The sequence below is a fragment of the Acidobacteriota bacterium genome, assembly GCA_009861545.1.
Classification (GTDB): Bacteria; Acidobacteriota; Vicinamibacteria; order Vicinamibacterales; family UBA8438; genus WTFV01.
Genome location: VXME01000173.1, coordinates 68529 through 89214 on the forward strand (window position 1 = coordinate 68529; position 20686 = coordinate 89214).

Genomic DNA, 20686 nt, shown 5'->3' on the forward strand with positions numbered 1-20686 from the left:
GACATGCGACTCGAAGACCTGCAGCCCAGGAGCGCGGTCCGGGGCGTTTACCCGGACGGTCCTGTCACCGTCGTCAGCGTGCAGTGGTTCGGCTCGGAGGCGCTGGAGCTGACGTACAAGACAGCTTCGGGCACGGTCGCCGACGAACTGCTCTACCGCCACGACGAGACCCGCCTGGATTGGTCCGGAGGGATTGCTCAGTGGGGTTCTATCTCAGAAAATCGTTTCGGGCCGGACCGATTCGGTTCAATCTCTCGAAGAGCGGCATCGGTGTTTCCGGGGGCGTCACCGGCGCCCGTCTCGGCATGTCGTCTACCGGCGGGGCCTATGTGCACGGGGGACGCGGCGGACTCTACTACCGTAAGTCGCTCGGTTCCGGGTCCCGGCGTGGCAGGTCGGGTGCAGCAGGGGACGGTGCCCGGCAGGAAGCCGCTTCTCGGGAACAGATCGAGCTGATCGAGGAGACCGGCGCCACGTACAGCGCCCCGGAGCTACCGGAGCAGACCGACGGAATCGGGAAGCCCACGCGGTCCGGGTCCGCGTCCGGCCCGGCCATGCTGTGCCTGGTCGGCGCGTTTCTGCTGGCGGCAACTCGTCCTGCTCCTCGAGGAGGAATCGATGCAGGTTCTACGGTTACGCTGAGATCCGCTTCCCGAGGTGTCCGACCTTGGAGGCGCATCTCGGGGTTCGGGTGGCCGGCGGCGCAAGCGTTTGCATGACTCCTCTGCACAGTTTGCGCCTCGGACTGATCCAGAACAGACACATCGCATTCATGCAATACGTTGGATTGAGACCTGTCGGCGGACAATGTGTTCTTCGTCTTCAATCACGAATCGGAATCGGTCGAACGGCTGCTTGCGCACAAGAAGCAGCAGTGGGAACACAACATTACTCCGGGAAGCGATGTTCCTGTCGACCGTTTGCGAAACACCTTTCAGGTTGCCTTCAAGAACTACAAGGCACGTACCCGTACTTGACTGCCAGTTGGTGACCTCCGAGAGAACCGTGGCATGAACAGCGCATCGACCGGCTCCGCGCCGTATTCGGACGACGAACTCGCGGCCATGATGACGGACCTGGAGTCCGACCTCGTGGAGCGGAAGGAAGCGTTGCGCGGCGATGCGCCCGTGAAGATCCGTGATTCGACCTGCCCCTTGGACGCCGTGCAGCAACTCGTGCGGAACGCGGTCATGCACCGGACCTACGAAGACACGAACGCGCCTACGCACGTGTACTGGTTCGACGATCGCATCGAGATCGGCAGTCCCGGCGGTCCGTACGGCGTGGTCAACGCCGGCAACTTCGGGCAGCCGGGGGTTGTTGACTATCGGAACCCGATTCTCGCCGAGGCGATGCGCGTGCTCGGCATGGTGCAAAGGTACGGGTTCGGCATCCCGGCGGCGCGCCGGCTCCTGCGTGCCGCCGGCCATCCGGCGCCGGAGTTCCGCGTCGACGCGAGCCGGGTGCACTGCACGGTCCGAGCGCGCGCATGACCGGGGCCCTCGCCGGCCGGGTCGGATTGGCGATTGAATCCTCGGAACCAGTGCCGAACATCGTCCCTCGCGCAGGGCGGGATCACCGGGTGGCGCCTCGAGTCAGCATCGTTCCGTCTCGAACGCCGCGATGTTGCGCGCTTCGCGGCTGAACTCCACCCCGGTCAGGCGTATCTGTCGTCCGGCGCCGCGATACTTGTCCGCGTAGCCCCGCGCCTTCAACTGCGCCAGCGCCGCGCCCTTGGGCGCCTGCTCCAGCACCTTGAACTCGAACAGATACACCCGGCCGGCGAACCGCACGGCCATGTCCAGCCGGCCGTGGCTGCCGCTGTCTTCGACCACGATGTCCAGGCCGAGTGCAGCGAAGTACGAGTAGAACACGCTCGCGTAGTAGCCCTCGAAGCGGGCGATGTCGTTCCGGGTATGCCATTCGTAGGGAATGCCGGCGAACAGCGACTTCAACAACGCCTCCAGGCCGTCCATGTCGTCCGCCCGCAGCAGTTCCAGCAGCCGGACGCCGTTCTCTTCCCGCCTCGGCGCGGGCAGCAGATGGTCCAACAGGCTGTCGTTCAGGCTCTGCCGCACTTCGCGGTTCGGAAATCCGAGCCGGTACAGGGTGCGTCCGCCCTGGCGCTCGGCGTCTCGAATCGTCAGGTAGCCGCTCTGGAACAGCAGCGCCTCGGTGCCGACGGCGCCCACGTCGAAGGCGTCGAGCCTGGCGTCTCCGATGCGTAGATTCTCCAGCGCCGTCGATTCCACGCCCCGGCGGGTCAGCGTCTCTACCAGGAAGGCCGGCGTCCCGCTCCGGTACCAGTGCGCCTCGAACCGGCGGGTGCGGAACAGATGGAGGATGTCGTAGGGGTTGTATACGCGCTCGTCTCCCAGCCAGTTGTAGCCGTTGTACCAGTCGCGGATCTTGTCGCGGTCCAGTCCCGGCAGTTCCGCCGCGAACACGGCGTCCAGGTCCGCCTCCGTATAGCCGCAGAGCGCCGAGTAGTCCGGATCGAGGGTGATGTCGGTGAGGTTGTTGAGATCGGAGAACAGACTCAGCTTCGAGAACTTGCTCACACCGGTAAGGAACGTGAACTGCACCTGGGCGTCGCAGGCCTTGATGGTCCCGTAGAGGCCGCGCAGGTCGTCACGGTTGGCCCTCGCGACGTCCGGTGCGTCCAGCGTGTCCAGTATGGGTTTGTCGTATTCGTCCACCAGGACCGCCACGCGGCGGCCCGCATGCTCGCACAGTGCCTGTATCAGCCGCCGGAACCGTACCGGCGCGCTCCCGGCGCCGCCCCGACCGATGCCGGCCCGCCTTCCGATGTCCTCGATCTGTGCGGTTGCGTGTTCCTCCAGAGAACCCGGCTTGCGGAAGTTGCCGCCGCTGAAGTCGAGCCGCACCACCGGATGACGTTTCGACCAGTCCCAGCCGCCGTGGACGTCCAGTCCCCGGAACAACGGTTCGCTGCCCTCGAAGAGCTCCTTCAGCGTGTCCAGGAACAGGCTCTTGCCGAAGCGCCGCGGGCGGGAGAGGAAGTAGTGCGTGCCCTCGTCGACCAGTCGTGCGATGTAGGCGGTCTTGTCGACGTAGTAGCAGTCGTCCTCGCGAATCCTGCGGAGCGTCTGGATGCCGATGGGCAACTTGCGTCTGGGCACGCAGACATATTATCGCTGCACGCTGGCTCTCTTCGCCCGGTGGCGCTCACCCGCGCCCGGGTCGGCGACGGGGGGAGTGGTTCGGTTTCCGCGCAGGTTGTGCGGCCGCGGCGCGTCGTGCACCGCGCTGTGGCTGCCTGCGCGTCAGCGGCGGCGCAGCAATTGCTTGGCGATGGTCTGAAGCTGAAGGTTCGACGTCCCCTCGTAGATCTGGCCGATCTTGGCGTCCCGGTACAGCTTCTCCACCGGGTAGTCCTTCGTGTAGCCGACACCCCCGAAGAGCTGCACGGCCAGGGAGCTGACCCGCTCGGCCACCTGCGAGCTGAAGAGCTTGGCCATGGCTCCCTCGGTCAGGAAGGGCTCGCCGGCGTCGCGCAGGCGGGCGGCGTTGTACGTCTGGAGGCGCGCGGCCTCGATCTCGGTGGCGGCCTGCGCGAGCTGGAACTGCACGGCCTGGAAGTCGGCGATGGCGCTCCCGAACTGCCTGCGTTCCTGCACGTAGCGCAGCGTGTGGTCGAGCGCGCCCTGCGCGAGGCCCACCATCTGCGCCGCGATCCCGATGCGTCCTTCGTTGAGCGTCTCGATGGCCACCTTGTAGCCGCGGCCGACCTCGCCGAGGACGTTGGCGGCGGGAACGCGGCAGGCGTCGAGCGACAGCTCGCAGGTGCTGCTGGCGCGGATGCCGAGCTTGTCCTCCTTCCTGCCGACGGCGAAGCCTTCGAAGCCGCGTCCGACGAGAAACGCCGTGATGCCCCGGTAGCCCGCCGCCGGGTCGACGGTGGCGAACACGATGAACCAGTCGGCCTCGGCCGCGTTCGTGATCCAGAGCTTGCGGCCGGTCAGCACCCAGTGGTCGCCGTCGCGGACCGCGCGCGTCGTCAGGGAGAACGCGTCGCTGCCGGAAGCCGCCTCCGACAGGGCGTAGGCGCCCACCGCGCGCGCGGCCAGGGCGGGCAGCAGCCGGTTGTGCTGTTCTTCCGAGCCCCACCGCAGGATCGCGTTGATGACGAGGGTGTTCTGCACGTCGCAGACCACCGCGACGGCGGGGTCGACGCGTGCGAGCTCCTCCACCGCGAGGACCGAGAGGAAGAAGTGCCCGCCCGCGCCGCCCCAGCGCTCCGGGATCTCGATGCCCATGACGCCGAGCCCGAAGAGCCGGTCGATGAGCTCGCGGGGCATGCTGCCCTCGGCGTCCATGCGGCGCGCGAGGGGAGCGATCTCGGCCTCGGCGAATGCCCGCACGCTCGCGCGCAGCAGGCGTTCGTCCTCCGCGAGGCGCGTGAGCGGGGCGGCGGCGGTTGCTGCGGGTACGGGCGTCGCGACGGTGCTCATGCGGCGCGATGGTATCATTGGAGCAACGCGCCAGCCTGCGAGGTCACCTATGAATACACGCTGGATCGCCGCCTGTCTGTGCGTCGGGCTGCTGCTGATGGTGTCCGCGAACGCCGGGCAGCGCCAGCCCGCCGCCGAGCCGCAGTCCGAGCCCCGCTCCCAGGGAACGGACGCCACCCCGCCCGGAGAGACCGCCGACCTCCAGGGCAGCGTCCCCGTCTTTCGGAGCGGCATCAACTACGTCCGCGTCGATGCCTTCGTGACCGACGAGGACGGCAACCCGGTGTTCGATCTCACGCAGGACGACTTCGAGGTGTACGAGGACGACGTCCTGCAGACGGTGGACTCGTTTCAGGTGGTTCAGGTCGATCCGACGCCCCAGCTCTCGGGCGAGCCGCTGACCAGCGTGGGGGTGACGCGGTCCGATCAGCAACTGGCCGCGTCGCGGCCGGACATTCGCGTCTTCGTGATCTTCCTCGACGACTACCACGTACGGGACGGCAACAGCATCCGGGCCCGGCGGATGCTCGTCGACTTCATCCAGAACGACCTGATTCCGACCGATCTGGTCGGCGTGATGTATCCCCTGATGCCGGTGTCGGACGTGCGCCTGACCCGCGATCACGACGCGGTGATCAACGCCATCCGGCGGTTCGAGGGGGTCAAGTACGAGTACGAAGTGCGCAACCTGTACGAGGCGCGCTACAACATGTATCCGACCGAGGTCGTCGAGCGGATCCGGAACGAAGTGTCGCTGTCGGCCCTGCGGGGGCTGATGACGATGCTGGGCGGACTTCGCGAGGGTCGCAAGTCCGTGCTGCTCGTCAGCGAGGGCTACACCTACTACGTGCCGCCGCAGTTGCGCAGCCAGGTCGCCGACCTGCGGGCGGATCCCAACGTGAATCCGCAGGTGCTCGACCCGTTCGCCGGCGACAACCCCTTCGAGGAGACGATGTCGTTCTTCGAGGGGAGCGCGATGCTGCAGGATCTGCGGCGCGTGATCGAGACCGCCAGCCGCTTCAACGCGTCGGTCTACTCGGTGGACCCGCGCGGCCTCGCCGCCTTCGAGTTCGACATGGATCAGCCGCAGATCAGCTACCGCACCGATTCGCGCGTCCTGCGCTTCACGCAGGACACGTTGCGGGTGCTGGCCGAGGAGACCGGCGGGCGCGCCATCGTGAACCAGAACGATCTGCGTCCCGGCCTGCAGCAGATGCTGGACGACGCGAGCGGCTATTACCTGCTCGGCTACAACTCGATCGCCGCGCCGACCGACGGGGAGTTTCACGAGATCGAGGTGCGTCTGAAGCGTCCGGGCCTGCGCGTGCGCGCTCGCGATGGGTACTGGGCGGTCACCATGCGCGACGTCGAGCGGTCGCTCACGACCCGCGCCCACGAGCCGCCCAAGGCGGTCGACGTCGCGCTGGCCGCGCTTGCCGAGCCGCGCCGCGGCCGGCTCGTCCGCACCTGGGTCGGCACGTCGCGGGCGGAGAACGGCAGGACCCGGGTCACCTTCGCCTGGGAGCCGACCGAGTCGCGAGGGCGGCGGGACAACGCGTCGCGCGTTCTCGTGACCGCCATGGGAGACACCGGCGGCGCCTATTTTCGGGGTCGCGTGCCGGAGCAGACCCGTTCCTCGGGCCGCGGCACGACCCGCAGGCGCAGCCGTCGCGCGGCGGCGGCCGTCGCCCCCCCGATCACGCGCGTGGAGTTCGAGGCGGATCCCGGCACGATGCAGATGAACCTGGCCATCGAGGGCGAGGCGGGAGAGGTGCTCGATCGGGATCGCGACGAGATCGTCATTCCGGACTTCACCGGACCGGACATCGTTCTGAGCACGCCCTACTTCGTGCGCGCGCGGAATGCGCTGGAGTTCAACAGGCTCGTCGCCGACTGGAACGCGCCTCCCACCGTATCGCGGAACTTCCGCCGCACCGACCGCCTGCTCCTGCGATTCGACGTCTACGCGCCGGGCGACGCGGCGCCGGATCTGGAGGCGAACCTGCTGAACCGGGGCGGCGACGCGGTGTTTCCGCTCGACGTTCGCACGGCCGAGGACGGCGGCGCTTCCCGCCAAGTGGAACTGGCGCCGGCGTTCCTGCCGCCCGGCGAGTACATCCTCGAGATCCGGGCGTCCCTCGGTGACGGCGAAGCGAGCGAGATGATCGCGTTTCGCCTCGGCGCGTGACCCGTTCCATGGCTGTCGCGAGCAGACCGGCGCCTGCCGGGACCCGCGCCGAGGGGGCGTCGGGCGGCCCGCCGGCGGATGTGCGTCCGCTGTACGGGCCGGCGGATCTCGCCGGCCTCGACTACGCCCTCGATCTCAACGATCCCGGGGGTTTTCCCTACACCCGCGGCATCCATGAATCCGGCTACAGGGGCAAGCTCTGGACCATGCGCCAGTTCTCCGGCTTCGGCACGCCGGAGGAGACGAATCGCCGCTATCGGGAGTTGCTGGCGGCGGGCGGAACGGGACTGAGCGTCGCCTTCGATCTGCCCACGCTCATGGGCCGCGACCCGGACGATCCGCTGTCGCAGGGCGAGGTGGGCAAGTGCGGCGTCAACGTGGCGTCCCTGCCCGACATGGAGCGGCTGTTCGACGGGATCGACCTCGAGCGCGTCACGACGTCGATGACCATCAACGCCCCGGCGGCGATGATCTTCGCCATGTACCTGGTCGTCGCCGAACGGCAGGGCGCCGACTGGTCGCAGCTTTCCGGCACGCTCCAGAACGACATCCTGAAGGAGTACATCGCCCAGAAGGAGTACATCTATCCGCCGCGGCCGTCGATGCGGCTCGTCACCGACGTGTTCGCCTTCTGCGCGGAGCGGACCCCGCGTTGGAACACCATCTCGGTCAGCGGCTATCACATCCGGGAGGCGGGCGCGACCGCGCTCCAGGAGCTGGCGTTCACCCTCCGCGACGGCATCGAGTACGTGCAGTACGGCGTCGACGCCGGTCTCGACGTCGACCGGTTCGTGCCGCGGATCTCCTTCTTCTTCAACGCCCACAACCGGTTCTTCGAGGAGATCGCCAAGTACCGGGCCGCGCGCAAGCTGTGGGCGCAGGTCATGCGCGAACGCTTCGGCGCCCGGGAGGAGCGTGCCTGGAAGCTCCGCTTCCACGCCCAGACGGCCGGCGTGTCGCTGACCGCGCAGCAGCCGTACAACAACGTCGTGCGCACGGCGGTGCAGGCGCTGGCGGCGGTGCTGGGGGGGGCGAACTCGCTGCACACCAACGCGCTCGACGAGGCGCTGGGGCTCCCCACCCGCGAGGCGGCGCTGCTGGCTCTGCGGACGCAGCAGGTCATCGCCCACGAAAGCGGGGTGCCGGCGGCGGTGGATCCGCTCGGCGGGTCTTTCTTCGTCGAATCGCTGACCCGCGAGCTCGAGGCCGGCGCGCGCGAGTACATGGACAAGATCGACGCGCTGGGCGGCATGGTGCCGGCCATCGAGGCGGGCTATCCCCAGCGGGAGATCGCCAACAGCGCGTACCGGACGCAGCAGGCCATCGAAACGGGCGAGCAGTCCGTCGTCGGCGTCAACCAGCACGTCGACGAGACGCCGCCGGCGCTGGAGACCCTCTACATCGACGAGAGCGCCGCCGAACAGCAGTCGGAGCGCCTGGCCCGGACGAAGGAGACGCGCGACGCCCGGCGGGTCGAGCGGACGCTCGATGCATTGCGGCGCACCGCGGCCGGCGAGGGCAATCTCATGCCGCCGCTGCTCGACGCGGTGCGGGCGACCGCGACCCTCGGCGAGATGTGCGCGGCGCTGCGCGACGTGTGGGGCGAGTACGAGGAGGCGCCGTCGGTCTGATGCGCAGACTTCGCGTCGTCATTGCCAAGCCGGGACTCGACGGTCACGACCGGGGGGCCAAGGTGATCGCGCGATCCCTGCGGGACGCGGGCATGGAGGTCATCTACACGGGCCTGCGGCAGACCCCGGAACAGATCGTCGAGGCCGCGCTGCAGGAGGACGCCGACGCCATCGGGGTGTCGATCCTGTCCGGCGCCCACAACCACGTCTGCCCGCGGGTGATGGCGCTGCTCGCCGAGAAGGGCGCGCAAGACGTGCTGGTCGTCGTCGGCGGCATCATTCCGGACGCCGACATTCCGCGCCTGCGCGAGATCGGGATCGAAGGGGTGTTTCAGCCGGGGACGTCGATGCAGACCATCGTCGACTTCATCACCACGCACGTGCGGGCCGACGCCCACGCGCCGCCGGACGCTTCTTGACGGTCGCCGGTCCCGCCGGTACGCTGCCACGAGCATGCCCCATACGCTGTTGCTGGCCGACGACAGCACCACGATCCAACGCGTGGTGGAGCTGACGTTCGCGAGCGAGGACATCGACGTCGTGACGGTCGGTGACGGAACGAAGGCCATCGAGGCCATCGAGCGCGGCGAGCCCGACATCGTGCTCGCCGACGTCAGCATGCCGGGCCGGGACGGCTACGAGGTGGCGTCGTTCGTGCGGAGCGATCCGGCGCGCGACCGGATTCCCGTCGTGCTGCTGACGGGGGCGTTCGAGCCTCTCGACGAGTCGCGGTGCGACGCCATCGGCCGCCACGAGGTGCTGGTCAAGCCGTTCGAGCCGCGCCAGGTCGTCGGCAAGGTGCGGGAACTGCTGGATCTTCCCCCGAAGGAAGCGCCGGCCGCCGTCCCGCCGGCCGCCGTTGCCCCGGCCGGGGAGCTCGTGGCGGACCCGCCCGAAGCCGTGGTGGCGGCCGGAACCGCCGTTGCGGTCGAAGCGGCCGTGGGGGAGGCGCCCGCGGCGGATGCGGCGGAGCCGGTCGGCGCATCGGTGCCGGAAGAGCCGGCGTCGGACAGCGCCGGTGCGGTCGAGGAGGCCGTCCCCGACGGATCCGAAGCGGGCTCCGGCGAGGGGATGGCGGAGGTGGCCTCCGAAGCACCTGCCGCCGCGGCGGAGACGGTTGCCGGCGGGGGGGTGGGCGTTCCGCCGGTCGGCGCCGGCGGTTCGGTCCTGGCGCAGTCTTTCGTGACCTTTCTCGCCGTGGAGCAGGGCGCCGAACCGCCCGCGCTCACCCGTGCTCCCGGTGCGGAGGGAGAGGCGCCGGGGCCGCAGGTTACCGACGAGACGATGGACGAGCTCGTCGATCGCGTCGTCCGGCGGCTCCGCGAGACCGTTCTGCGGGACACGGTCGCCGAGGTCGTCTCGCGCCTCGGGGAGCAGCTCGCGCAAGCCGAGATACCATCCGCCGCCCCCGACGCCGAGTGAGCCGCACCCGTTCCGCACGCCGATCCCGCCCGCCCGGAACAGCCACTGCTCCTGATACGATCCCGGTCCGATGCGAGAGTTGACGAAGGTATTCGAGCACGCTGCGGTCGACCCCAGGTGGTATGCCTACTGGGAGAAAATCGGGGCGTTTCGGGCCGATCCCGACTCGGGCCGGCCGCCGTTCAGCATGGTGCTGCCGCCCCCCAACGTGACCGGCTGGCTGCACATCGGCCACGCCCTGAACCAGACGCTGCCCGACGTCGTCGCCCGCTGGAAACGCATGACCGGGCACGATGTGCTCTGGCTGCCCGGCACCGATCACGCGGGCATTGCAACGCAGAACGTCGTCGAGAAGCAGTTGGCGGCGGAAGGGAAGTCGCGCCACGACCTCGGCCGCGAGGCGTTCGAGGCGCGGGTGTGGGAGTGGGTCGCGAAGAGCCGCGGGACCATCACGAGCCAGATGCGCAAGCTCGGGTCGTCGGTCGACTGGTCGCGCGAACGGTTCACGCTCGACGAGAACCTCTCGCGCGCCGTGCGGCGCGTCTTCGTGACGCTCTACGACGACGATCTGATCTACCGGGCGAAGTACCTGGTGAGCTGGTGCCCGCGTTGTCGGACCGCGCTGTCCGACCTGGAGGTGGTGCATGCGCCGGCCCGCGGCAAGCTCTACCACATCCGGTATCCCTACACCGACGGCGGCGGTGCGATCACCGTGGCGACGACACGGCCGGAGACGATGCTGGGCGATACCGCCGTCGCCGTGCACCCGGGCGACGAGCGCTATGCGGCAGTCGTCGGCCGGACGCTGACCCTGCCGGTCATCGGCCGCGCCCTTCCGGTGATCGCCGACGACTTCGTCGACCCCGCCTTCGGCACCGGCGCCGTGAAAGTCACGCCGGCCCACGATCCCAACGACTTCGAAATGGGAGAGCGCCACCAGCTCGAGCGGGTGTCCGTCATCGACGAGGACGGCCGGATGACGCGGGAGGCCGGGCCGTACGCGGGGCAGGACCGCTTCGCGGCCCGCAAGGCGCTCGTCGCCCGGTTGGAGGCCGAGGGCCTGCTCGTCGGGGTGGAGGATCACGAGCACGCCGTGGGGCAGTGCGAGCGCTGCTCGACGGTCGTCGAGCCGCTGTTGTCGACGCAGTGGTTCGTGCGCATCGACCCGTTGGCGAAGCGGGCGCTGCAGGCGGTGGCCGACGACCATACGCGCTTCGCGCCCGAGAACTGGACCCGCACCTACAACGAGTGGATGACGAACATCCACGATTGGTGCATCTCGCGCCAGCTCTGGTGGGGACACCGCATTCCCGCCTGGTACTGCGATGCGTGCGGAAAGCTGCACGTCGCCGAGGAGGCGCCGGACGCCTGCATCTGCGGGGGGGCGCTGCGGCAGGATACGGACGTTCTGGACACCTGGTTCAGCTCCGGGCTGTGGCCGTTCAGCACGCTGGGCTGGCCGGACGAGACCGCGGACCTGGCGCGCTACTATCCCACGAGCCTGCTCATCACCGCCCACGACATCATCTTCTTCTGGGTCGCGCGCATGATGATGCTCGGCCTCTGGTTCAAGCAGGACGTGCCGTTCCGCTCCGTGTACGTGACGTCGCTGGTCCGCGACGAGCACGGCCGGAAGATGAGCAAGTCGAAGGGCAACGTCGTCGATCCGCTCGAGGTGATGGGGGAGATCGGCGCCGACGCGTTCCGCTTCACGCTGGCCGCGCTGGCATCACCCGGCATGGACATCTCCCTGTCCGAGGGGCGCCTGCGGGCCTATCGGCAGTTCATCAACAAGGTCTGGAACGCCTCGCGCTTCGTCCTGATGCACGTGCCGGATACGCTCTCCGAGAGGCCGGCGCCGCCGCCCCCGGAGGCGCTGGACGTGATTCACCGCTGGATGCTGCATCGGGTCAGCGACCTGGCGGGGGAGATCGACGACGCGCTCACCCGGTTCCGGTTCGACGTGGCCGCGGACCGTCTCTACCACGTCTTCTGGCACGAGTACGCCGACTGGTACATCGAGCTGGTCAAGCCCGAGCTGCAGGCGGGCGGGGCGGAGCGCGAGCGCGCCGTGGCGGTTCTCCTGGAGGTCCACGACCGGCTCCTGCGCCTGCTGCATCCGTTCATCCCCTTCGTGACCGAGGAGGTGTGGCAGGTGCTGCCGCCGCGGGCCGGAGACGGGGCGGCCCCGCCGGAGAACGGCCGCACCATCACGCTGTCGGCGTTCCCGGCGCCGGTCGAGGCCTGGAAGGACGTCGACGCCGTCGCGACGATGGGGTTGCTGCAGGACGTGGTGACGGCGGTGCGGACGGTGCGTTCCGAGTGGGGAGTGCCGCCGGCGCAGAAGATCGACGTGCTGGTCCACGGCGCGGACGCGGCGACGGCGGCGACCTTGCGCCGGCATGCGGGCCACGTGACCCGACTTGCCGGTCTGGCTCGACTCGACGTGGCGGCAGAGGCGCCGCGGCCCGAGCCGGACACGGTGCGCCGGGTAGTGCGCGGCTTCGAGGTGCACGTGCCGCTGGCGGGAGTCGTGGACCGGACGAAGGAGGCCGATCGCGTGGCCCGCGAGCTGACGAGGCTGACGAAGCAGCGCGGCGGCCTGCAGGCGCGGTTGGCGAACCCGGCGTTCCTCGAGCGCGCGGACCCGGACGTCGTGCGCGACACCCGCGACCAGGAGGCGGAGGTGGGCCGGCGGCAGGAGAAGCTGGAGCGGATCCTCGCGGAGCTCGGGTCATGACCGGCGCGGCCTTCGCGCCGCTGGACCCGGCCGACTACCGCGACGTCGTGCGCCGCGCCCTCGATGAGGATCTCGCCGGCGGCGACGTGACCTCCGACGCGACGACGACGCCCGGCCAGCGCGGCCGCGGCGAGATCCGCGCCAAGCAGGCGTGCCTGCTGGCGGGAAGCGAGGTGGCGGCCGAGGTGTTTCGCCAGCGGGATGCGAAGGCCGTCATGCGCTGGCGTCGGCGGGACGGCGAGTCGTGCGCCGCCGGCGAGGTGATCGCCACCGTCGAGGGACTCGCCGCGGCGTTGCTGAGCGCCGAGCGGACCGCCCTGAACTTCCTGCAGCGCCTGTCCGGGATTGCCACCGTCGCGCGGCGCTACGTTGCGGCGGCGGACGGCCGGACCACGATTCTCGATACCCGCAAGACGACCCCGACGCTGCGCGCACTCGAGAAGTACGCCGTGCGAGCCGGCGGCGCGACCAATCACCGGTACGGGCTCGGCGACGGCCTCCTGATCAAGGACAACCACGTGCGGCTCGCCGGGTCCGTCAGCGAGGCGGTGCGTCGTGCGCGGGCCGTCGCACGCGGGATGCCGGTCGAGGTCGAGACGCAGAGTCTGGCGGAGGTCGACGAGGCGCTCGACGCGGGGGCCGACGTCGTGCTCATCGACAACCTGTCGGACGCGCGGACCGGCGAGGCGATCGCGCGCTGCCGGGGGCGCGCCCGCACGGAGGTCTCCGGCGGGGTGACTCTCGGGCGGCTGCCCGCGCTGGCTGCCCTGGCCCCCACCTACGTGTCGGTCGGGGCGTTGACGCATTCGGCGCCCGCGGTCGACATCAGCTTCGAGATGGCGCCGGGGTCATGAACGGGAAGCCTGCCGCGTTGCCGCCGGACCTCGCCGCGGCGCTGGCCGCCCGACCGGAGCTCGGTGCGGCTGCCGTACGGTATTTTCCGGAGCTGGCGTCGACCAACGACACCGCGGCGGCCCTGGCCGCGGCCGGCGCCGCGGACGGGACCGTGGTGCTGGCCGACCGCCAGACCGCCGGCCGCGGCCGGCGCGGCCGGGCCTGGGACTCCCCCTCGGCGGCCGGGCTGTACCTGTCGGTCGTCCTGCGGGGACGCCAGTCGCCGGTGATCACGCTGCTGGCGGGCGTAGCGGTGGCCGAGGCGGTACAGGGGACAGCCGGCGTAGCCGTCGATCTGAAGTGGCCGAACGATGTCGTGGCGCCGCCGGCGGGCGGACGGTCGGCGTCCTTGGGACCGAAGGTCGCCGGTATCCTGACCGAGGTGGTGCCGGCCGAAAGCGAACGGGACGATGCCACGGTGATCGGGATCGGCGTCAACGTGCGGACCCGCGCCTTTCCCGCGGCGCTGGCCGGCCGTGCGGCGGCGCTCGAGTCGCTGGCGGGGCGGCGCGTGGCCGGTTTCGCGTTGTGCGCCGACCTGCTGGTGCGATTGGCCCGTTGGCGCCGGCGGCTGGCGGCGGAGGGAGACGCGTTCGTCGTCGCGCGCTGGCGGGCGCTGGCGCCGAGCAGCCGGGGTGCGCCGGTGTCGTGGGACGCGGGTGGAACCTGCCGGCGCGGGGTGACCGCCGGCGTCGACGACGGCGGGGCGCTGCTGGTGTCGTGCGGCGGGCGCACCGAGCGCATAGTGGGCGGAGAGGTGCGATGGGAGTGACGAGGGGCCGGATGGCCGAGGTCGGATCGGATGCTGCTCGCGATTGACGTCGGCAACACCAACGTCGTTCTCGGGCTCTTCGCCGGAGCGGCCCTGGAGCGCCGCTGGCGGCTCGCTACCTTGCCCGATCGCACCGCGGACGAGCTCTGGGTGCTGGTCAGCCGGCTGCTCGCCGAGCACGAGGTCGATCCCGCCCGGATCGACGGCGTCGTGATGTCCTCCGTCGTGCCGGCCCTGACGCGGGCCGTCTCGGACATGATCGGGCGCGGACTCGGACAGGACGTGCTGCGGGTCGACGCCGGCAACGCGGGTCTGCCGGTCGGCTACGAGAACCCGGCGGAGGTGGGCGCCGACCGCCTCGTCAACGGGGTCGCGGCGGTGCGGATGTACGGGGACGCGGCGCGTCCGATCGTGGTCGTCGACTTCGGGACGGCGACCACGTTCGACGTGATCTCGGCCGGCGGCGAGTACCGCGGCGGCGTGATCTGCCCGGGCATCGAGATCTCGGCCGACGCGCTCTATCACCGGGCCGCGCAGTTGCCGCGGGTAGAGGTCCGGAAGCCGGCCGCGGTGATCGGGCGCAGCACCGTCGCTTCGATGCAGTCCGGGCTCTTCTATGGCTACGTGGCGATGGTCGAAGGCATCGTGCAGCGGCTCCGCGACGAGATCGAGGGCGGCGACGGGTTGTTGTGCATCGGCACGGGCGGGCTGGCCGGCGACATAGCGGCCGAGACGTCGCTGATCGACCACGTGGAGCCGGACCTCACGCTGGCCGGCCTGCGCTTCGTCTGGGAGCGTATCCGGGAGGGCGGCGTTGGTTGAGCGACGGCGATTCGGACGCCGGACGTCCGGTCCGTGATGCGGGGCAGTCGAGTGGACCCGGGCGAGCTGTGCCGGGCGGTCGAGTCGTATCTCTGCCGCAAGAACGACGGTCATCTCATTCGAATCATCGGACCCGCCTTCGAGCTGGTGTGCGGCTGGGCGGCGGCGGGCATCCCGTTGCGCGTCGTCGAGCGCGCCATCGACCGCCGCCACGTGCGATATCACGCCAGGGGGCCGAAGCGGCATCCACTGCGCATCGAGTACTGCGAGGCCGACGTGCTCGACCTGTTCGACGAGTGGAAGCGCGCGGTGGGCCTGAGCACGGCGGCGGGCGCGCGGAACGAGCCTCCGGGCGCGCCGCGGGTCGACGCGGCCGGTACGGAAGGGGGGGCGGGCGGAGCGCGGAGACGCTCCCTCGCCGCGCATCTCGACGATCTCGACGCGCGTCTGTCCGCCTGGGATGCGCCGCCGGGCGCGCCGGCCCTCGATAGTCTCTTGAAGGATGCTCGAGCGGCCGTCGACGCCGCGCGTTCCGGCGGCAGGACGCTGCGGGGCGAGGCGCGCCGGCGGACGCTCGATCGGCTGGCCGAGCTGGACCGGCGCCTGCCGGCTGCCGCGCGCGCCGACGCCGGCGAGGACGTGCTGCGCGAGCTCCGGGAGGAGGCGCAACGTTCCCTGGAGGCGTTTCGGAGCCGGATGGCCGCCGCAGCGTTCGCGAGCGCGCTCGACGCCGCCACCGACCGGCTGCTCGCCGAGCGCTTCAAGCTGCCGCGCCTGGCGTTCGACTGAGCGCCCCGTCGGGCGGGCGGCCTCCGGGGAAGGGGAGCTACATCCGCGGCGGGACCTCGCAGCCCATCAACGCGAGCGCCCGCGTCAATTGGAGCCGGCAGTAGAGCACCGCCCCGGCGCGCCACAGCCTCGTGGGCCCGTCCTCCTCGTTCACCACCGGACAGCGGTGGTAGAACGTGTTGAACGTCTGCGCGAGGCCGAACGCGTACTTGGCGAGCACGGACAGCTCGATCGCGCGGATCGACTGATCCGCGACCTCGTCGAGCCTGGCCGCCTCGAGCAGCAGGGCCCAGGTGGCGGTTGGGTCGCCCGCGCCGGCCAGGGGGCCGGCCGGCAGCGACGCGAGCGCCGCCGTCAGCGTCTCGTCGTTCAGGCCCTCCCGCTCGTACAGCTTGCGCAGGATGTTCGCCGCCCGCACCGCAGCGTACTGCACGTAGGGGCCGCTCTCGCCCTCGAAGCTCAGCGCCTCGTCGATGTCGAACGCGATGAGCTTTCCGCGGGAGTACTTGATCATGAAGTAGCGGATGGCGGCAGTGGCGATGGCCGTCGCGATTCGCGTGGCCTCGGCGCCGTCCGCCGGCAGATCGGCATGGCGCGCGACCACCTCCCCCCGCGCGGCCTCGGTGAGCCGATCGAGGAGGTCGTCCGCCTTCACGCCGAGCCCCTTGCGCCCGGAGACCTCGACGAACGGCCGGTCCGCCTGCGAATCGACGGCATGGCCGAGGGCGCGCGCCGTCGTCGGCGACAGCGCCACCATCTCGTACGAGACATGCACGGAGCGCTCCGCCTCGGCGGCGCGGCCGACGGCGGTGAGCGCCTGCTTCAGTAGCTGCTGGAGATAGGCCTGCCGTGTGTCGATGACGTTGTAGACGGCGTCGGCCCGGCCGAACGCCGCGCCGTCCGGCGCGGTCTCGCCGGCGCTCGACGTGGTCGACCAGAGCGGGCGGCCGGAGCGCTGCACGCCGTGCGGGCGATAGTGGAAGTCGCGCTCGAGCACCCCGAGCTTCCAGAACTGATAGGCGATGTCCTTGCCGACGTAGGTGACCGTCCCGTTCGAACGCACGATCACCTTGGCGCGCGACTTCGGCCCGCCTTCTCCGGCGCCGGGATCGTCTTCCGGCGGCGCGTTGCCGTCGAGCGGCATCACCCAGCAGCCGGCCTGGGGACCGGTGGTCTCGAGTCGCACCGCGCCCGTCTCCTTGAGCACGTCGAACGCGCGGGACCAGAAATGGAGGCGCAGGATGTCGCCCTCCCAGGTCAGCAGGTCGTACTCGACGTTCATCCGGTCCATCGTGGCCAGGTGGCAGCGGACGATGCGGTCGGCGACCAGGCGTCCGATCCGGGCCGTCGGGTCGGTGTCGGTCTCGAGGTCGTGCAGGGCGCCGGCCCTGTGGGCGAGCCGGTCCGCATCCTCCTCGTACCAGGCAGTCACCCGCGCGTACAGATCCCAGCAGTAGTGGTCGAAACGGGGCCGCTCGGCGAGCGCGGCCACCTCTTCGGGCGGCAGCCGCTCGAGTTGCTGGAGGCCGACGACCACGTCCGCCACCTGCACGCCGGTGTCGTCGATGTAGTTCTGCACTTCCACCGGGACGCCGAGAAACCGCAGGAGCCGGACCAGGGTGTCGCCGAGCGCGGCGTTGCGCAGGTGCCCGACGTGGGCCGCCTTGTTGGGATTGATCGCGGTGTGCTCGACGATGGCCTTGCGGATGCCCCGGCCGCCGCCCGTTGCGGAAGGCGGCGGCGCGAGCACGCGGCGGGCGAATCGGGCGCGGTCGAGGAAGATGTTGACGTAGCCGTTGGGCGCCGGCTCGACCCGCTCCACGCCGTCGATCGCGCCGAGGGCGCCGACGATCTCGGCGGCGATGGCGCGCGGCGCCTTGCGCAGCACCCGCGCGAGCTCGAACGCCACGGTGACGCCCAGATCGCCCATTGCACGATCCGGCGGGTACTGGATCGCGACGTCCGGCTGCCGGTCCGGGCCGAGCCCGTACAGTTCGAACAGCACGTCGCGCACGCGCGACCGCACGGCCGCGTGCATGCCGAGAATCATGGCGTGTGCTCCCGTGTGCAGACGAACGCCCGCCGCCGGCGCTCGGGCCGGGGCAGGACCTCACCGGCCATGGTAGGCGGCGATGGCCAGCGCGCGCGCATGGTCGGCCGGCGTGTTGACGTTGAAGAAGAGTGTGCCATCGGGATCGAACGGTGCGATGACGTCCGCGCCGATCTCGTGCCGCTGCAGCGCCTCCACCGCCGCGCTCGTCCGCAGCTTACCGGCCGCGACCCGGCGCTCGATGAGCGAGGCGCACGTCGCCCGATAGCAGGCGCAGAGGGGCTGGTAACCGTCGTCGGTGCGCGGGATCGTAACCTCCGCGGCGCGGTCCGCGCGCCACAGGCGGTCGAGGAACGCGGTGCTCAGAAAGGGCATGTCGCCGGCCACCACCAGCGTCCGCGGCGAGCGCGAGCCGCGCAGGGCCGCGTGCACGCCGCCGAGCGGGCCGGCGCCGCCCAGCACGTCCGGGTGCACGGGCACGCCGAGCCCGCCGTAGGTTGCACGGTCGTTCGCCACGATGAATACCTGATCGACCACCGGCCGGAGCACCGCCAGCAGGCGGTCGACGATGCGCCGGTCGCCAAGGGGAAGCAGCAGCTTGGGCCTGCCGCCGAACCGGCGCGCCCGGCCGCCGGCGAGGATGGCCGCCGTCGACATCGCCGACGGAAACCTTATCAGATCGCCGCGAGAGGCGGCGCGGGCGCGGGTACGCGTTGACACTGTCCGGGGGCTCGGCTACCGTGAGAGTAGCGTCACGTCCAGGGACCGACATGTCGATCAGGCAGGCCCGTCGTCGGATTAGGCGCGTGTTCCGGTGGGGCGCCGCCGTCTGGATGCTGATGGCGATGGCGGCGGTCTGGCCGGGCGCGCAGGAGGAAGCGGCCGGCCGGCCGGTCGTCTACGCCACCGAGGTCGAGGCGCTCATCCATCCCGTTTCCGCCGAGTACATCAGCCAGACGCTCGACGAAGCGGATCGCGCGGGCGCGGATCTAGTGGTCGTGATGCTGCGGACGCCGGGCGGGCTCGTCGATTCCACGCGCGAGATCAACACCCGGATCATCGAGGCGGAGACGCCGGTCGTCGTCTACGTCGGCCCGAGCGGCACCCGCGCCGCGTCGGCGGGCTTCCTGATCACCATCGCCGCCGACGTGGCGGTCATGGCGCCGGGAACGCACATAGGCGCCGCGCACCCGGTCTCCGGCACCGGCTCCGAGATGGACGAGACCGCGGCCGAGAAGGCGGCCTCGGACGTGGCGGCGTATGCGCGGTCGCTGGCGAGCCAGCGGCAACGCAACGTCGAGCTGGCCGAGAAGGCGGTCACCGAGAGCCTGTCGTTCACGGAACGCGAGGCCCTCGAGGCGGAGCCGCCGCTGATCGACCTCATCGCCTCGGATCTCGACGACCTGCTCGAGCAGCTCGACGGCCGCGAGGTGCGCCGCTGGGACGGCAGCGTCGAGGTCGTGCGAACGGCGGACGCGGAGATCGAGACCGTCGCGATGACTTGGCGGCAGAGGCTGTTGAGCGCCATCGCGCACCCGCAGATCGCGGTGCTGCTGTTCAGCCTGGGCAGCCTGGGACTGACCATCGAGCTCTGGAACCCCGGCGCCGCCGTGCCCGGCATCGTCGGCGCCGTCTGCCTGCTGCTCGCGTTCTTCGCGTTCCAGATCCTGCCCATCAACTACGTCGGTCTCCTGCTCATTCTGTTCGGGATGGTGCTGCTCGTGATCGAGATGTTCACGCCGACCTATGGCCTGCTGGCCGTCAGCGGCATCGTGAGCATGCTGTTCGGTGCGGTGATGCTGTTCGATTCCCCGGCCCCGGAGATGCAGCTCGGCTGGCCGTTCATCGTTTCCACGATGCTGGCGTTGGCGCTGGTCACTGGAGCGCTGGCCCGGTTGGGGATCAAGGCGCACCAGGTCCGCGCCGTCACCGGGGTGGACGGCATGGTCAACCGGGAAGGGCACGCGATCGACCCGATTCCGGCCGGCGGGCGGGGGAGGGTGTCGACGCGAGGTGAAATCTGGACGGCAGCCGCCGCGCCCGAGGCGGACATCGCCGGAGGCGACCCCGTGCAGGTGGTCGCGGTCCAGGGAATGGTGCTCACCGTACGGCGCGTGGGGCCGCCGTCAGAGGAAGGATCGGAGTCATGAACATCGGCCCGGAGTTCATCGTCCTGCTCGTCGTCCTGCTGTACCTGGCAAACTCCGTCAAGATCCTGAACGAGTACGAGCGGGCGGTGATATTCCGTCTCGGCAAGCTCTATCCCCGTCCGAAGGGGCCCGGCGTCATCCTGGTGTTCGCGCCGATCGACCGCATGGTCCGGGTCAGCCTGAGAACCATCGTCATGGACGTGCCCCCGCAGGACGTCATCACGAAGGACAACGTTTCGGTCAAGGTGAACGCCGTCGTCTACTTCCGCGTGATGGATCCGCAGCGGTCGGTGGTCGAGGTCGAGAACTTTCACTACGCGACGTCACAGCTCGCCCAGACGACGCTGCGCAGCGTGCTCGGTCAGGTGGAGCTGGACGGCCTGCTGTCGGAGCGCGAGCAGCTCAATCAGCAACTTCAGCAGATCCTGGATCTGCACACCGATCCCTGGGGCGTGAAGGTCTCGTCGGTCGAGGTCAAGCACGTCGACCTGCCGGTCGACATGCAGCGCGCGATGGCCGCGCAGGCGGAGGCCGAGCGCGAGAAGCGTGCTAAGATCATCCACGCCGACGGCGAGTTCATCGCTTCCGAGAAGCTGTCGCAGGCTGCCGAGGTCATCGGCAGGCAACCGTTGGCGGCTGTTCTTCGCTACCTGCAGACCTTGACGGAGATCGCCGGAGAGAAGAACTCCACCATCGTCTTTCCGCTGCCGATAGATCTGATGAGCGCATTGTCCGGCAAACGCGACGGGTGAG

Annotated in this window: 17 protein-coding genes; 13 read left to right on the forward strand and 4 right to left on the reverse strand. The window is 70.2% G+C overall.

What is annotated here, in order from left to right; all coding sequences use genetic code 11:
* Window positions 1–200: 200 nt before the first annotated feature.
* Window positions 201–719, forward strand: a complete 519-nt coding sequence (locus tag F4X11_26880) for a DUF4236 domain-containing protein (protein ID MYN68597.1) — start codon at window positions 201–203, stop codon at window positions 717–719.
* Window positions 720–1010: 291 nt separating this feature from the next.
* Window positions 1011–1493, forward strand: a complete 483-nt coding sequence (locus tag F4X11_26885) for a hypothetical protein (protein MYN68598.1) — start codon at window positions 1011–1013, stop codon at window positions 1491–1493.
* Between the two features lie 102 nt (window positions 1494–1595).
* On the opposite strand, the gene F4X11_26890 is transcribed toward F4X11_26885, so the two are convergent.
* Both F4X11_26890 and F4X11_26895 read right to left on the reverse strand, forming a co-directional pair.
* Window positions 1596–3143 carry an ATP-binding protein gene (locus F4X11_26890; protein MYN68599.1) on the reverse strand — a complete coding sequence of 516 codons (1548 nt, stop codon included), beginning with the start codon at window positions 3141–3143 and terminating at the stop codon, window positions 1596–1598.
* 144 nt (window positions 3144–3287) lie between these two features.
* Complete coding sequence (locus F4X11_26895) at window positions 3288–4475, reverse strand: acyl-CoA dehydrogenase (GenBank protein ID MYN68600.1); 1188 nt, start codon at window positions 4473–4475, stop codon at window positions 3288–3290.
* Here F4X11_26895 and F4X11_26900 point away from each other — a divergent pair.
* The 9 genes from F4X11_26900 (at window position 4474) to F4X11_26940 (ending at window position 15733) form a co-directional block, all read left to right on the forward strand.
* Window positions 4474–6663, forward strand: coding sequence for a VWA domain-containing protein (locus F4X11_26900; GenBank protein ID MYN68601.1), 2190 nt, complete (start codon window positions 4474–4476; stop codon window positions 6661–6663). The genes F4X11_26895 and F4X11_26900 overlap by 2 nt on opposite strands.
* Before the next feature lie 8 nt (window positions 6664–6671).
* A complete protein-coding gene (locus F4X11_26905; GenBank protein ID MYN68602.1) occupies window positions 6672–8294 on the forward strand; it encodes a methylmalonyl-CoA mutase in 1623 nt (540 codons plus the stop codon).
* Window positions 8294–8713, forward strand: a complete 420-nt coding sequence (locus F4X11_26910) for a cobalamin B12-binding domain-containing protein (GenBank protein ID MYN68603.1) — start codon at window positions 8294–8296, stop codon at window positions 8711–8713. The genes F4X11_26905 and F4X11_26910 overlap by 1 nt, the downstream gene beginning before the upstream one ends.
* A gap of 34 nt (window positions 8714–8747) precedes the next feature.
* On the forward strand, window positions 8748–9716 hold the full coding sequence (locus F4X11_26915) for a response regulator (protein MYN68604.1): 969 nt from the start codon (window positions 8748–8750) through the stop codon (window positions 9714–9716).
* A gap of 70 nt (window positions 9717–9786) precedes the next feature.
* The gene (locus F4X11_26920) at window positions 9787–12456 is read left to right on the forward strand and encodes a valine--tRNA ligase (protein ID MYN68605.1); all 2670 of its coding nucleotides are present in this window, start codon (window positions 9787–9789) and stop codon (window positions 12454–12456) included.
* Entirely contained in the window at window positions 12453–13310 is an 858-nt protein-coding gene (nadC, locus tag F4X11_26925; protein ID MYN68606.1) for a carboxylating nicotinate-nucleotide diphosphorylase, read from the forward strand. The genes F4X11_26920 and nadC overlap by 4 nt, the downstream gene beginning before the upstream one ends.
* Window positions 13307–14122: a biotin--[acetyl-CoA-carboxylase] ligase gene (locus tag F4X11_26930; GenBank protein ID MYN68607.1), complete on the forward strand. Its 816-nt coding sequence runs from the start codon at window positions 13307–13309 to the stop codon at window positions 14120–14122. Before nadC ends, F4X11_26930 begins: the two co-directional genes overlap by 4 nt.
* A gap of 30 nt (window positions 14123–14152) precedes the next feature.
* The gene (locus F4X11_26935; GenBank protein MYN68608.1) at window positions 14153–14944 is read left to right on the forward strand and encodes a type III pantothenate kinase; all 792 of its coding nucleotides are present in this window, start codon (window positions 14153–14155) and stop codon (window positions 14942–14944) included.
* A gap of 36 nt (window positions 14945–14980) precedes the next feature.
* Entirely contained in the window at window positions 14981–15733 is a 753-nt protein-coding gene (locus F4X11_26940) for a hypothetical protein (GenBank protein MYN68609.1), read from the forward strand.
* Window positions 15734–15770: 37 nt separating this feature from the next.
* On the opposite strand, the gene F4X11_26945 is transcribed toward F4X11_26940, so the two are convergent.
* Both F4X11_26945 and F4X11_26950 read right to left on the reverse strand, forming a co-directional pair.
* Window positions 15771–17771, reverse strand: coding sequence for an arginine--tRNA ligase (locus F4X11_26945; GenBank protein ID MYN68610.1), 2001 nt, complete (start codon window positions 17769–17771; stop codon window positions 15771–15773).
* A gap of 72 nt (window positions 17772–17843) precedes the next feature.
* A complete protein-coding gene (locus F4X11_26950; protein ID MYN68611.1) occupies window positions 17844–18440 on the reverse strand; it encodes a molybdenum cofactor guanylyltransferase in 597 nt (198 codons plus the stop codon).
* A gap of 149 nt (window positions 18441–18589) precedes the next feature.
* Here F4X11_26950 and F4X11_26955 point away from each other — a divergent pair, with 149 nt between their 5' ends.
* Both F4X11_26955 and F4X11_26960 read left to right on the forward strand, forming a co-directional pair.
* Entirely contained in the window at window positions 18590–19933 is a 1344-nt protein-coding gene (locus F4X11_26955) for a nodulation protein NfeD (GenBank protein ID MYN68612.1), read from the forward strand.
* Window positions 19930–20685, forward strand: a complete 756-nt coding sequence (locus F4X11_26960) for a slipin family protein (GenBank protein MYN68613.1) — start codon at window positions 19930–19932, stop codon at window positions 20683–20685. The genes F4X11_26955 and F4X11_26960 overlap by 4 nt, the downstream gene beginning before the upstream one ends.
* The last annotated feature ends 1 nt before the right edge of the window (window position 20686 follow it).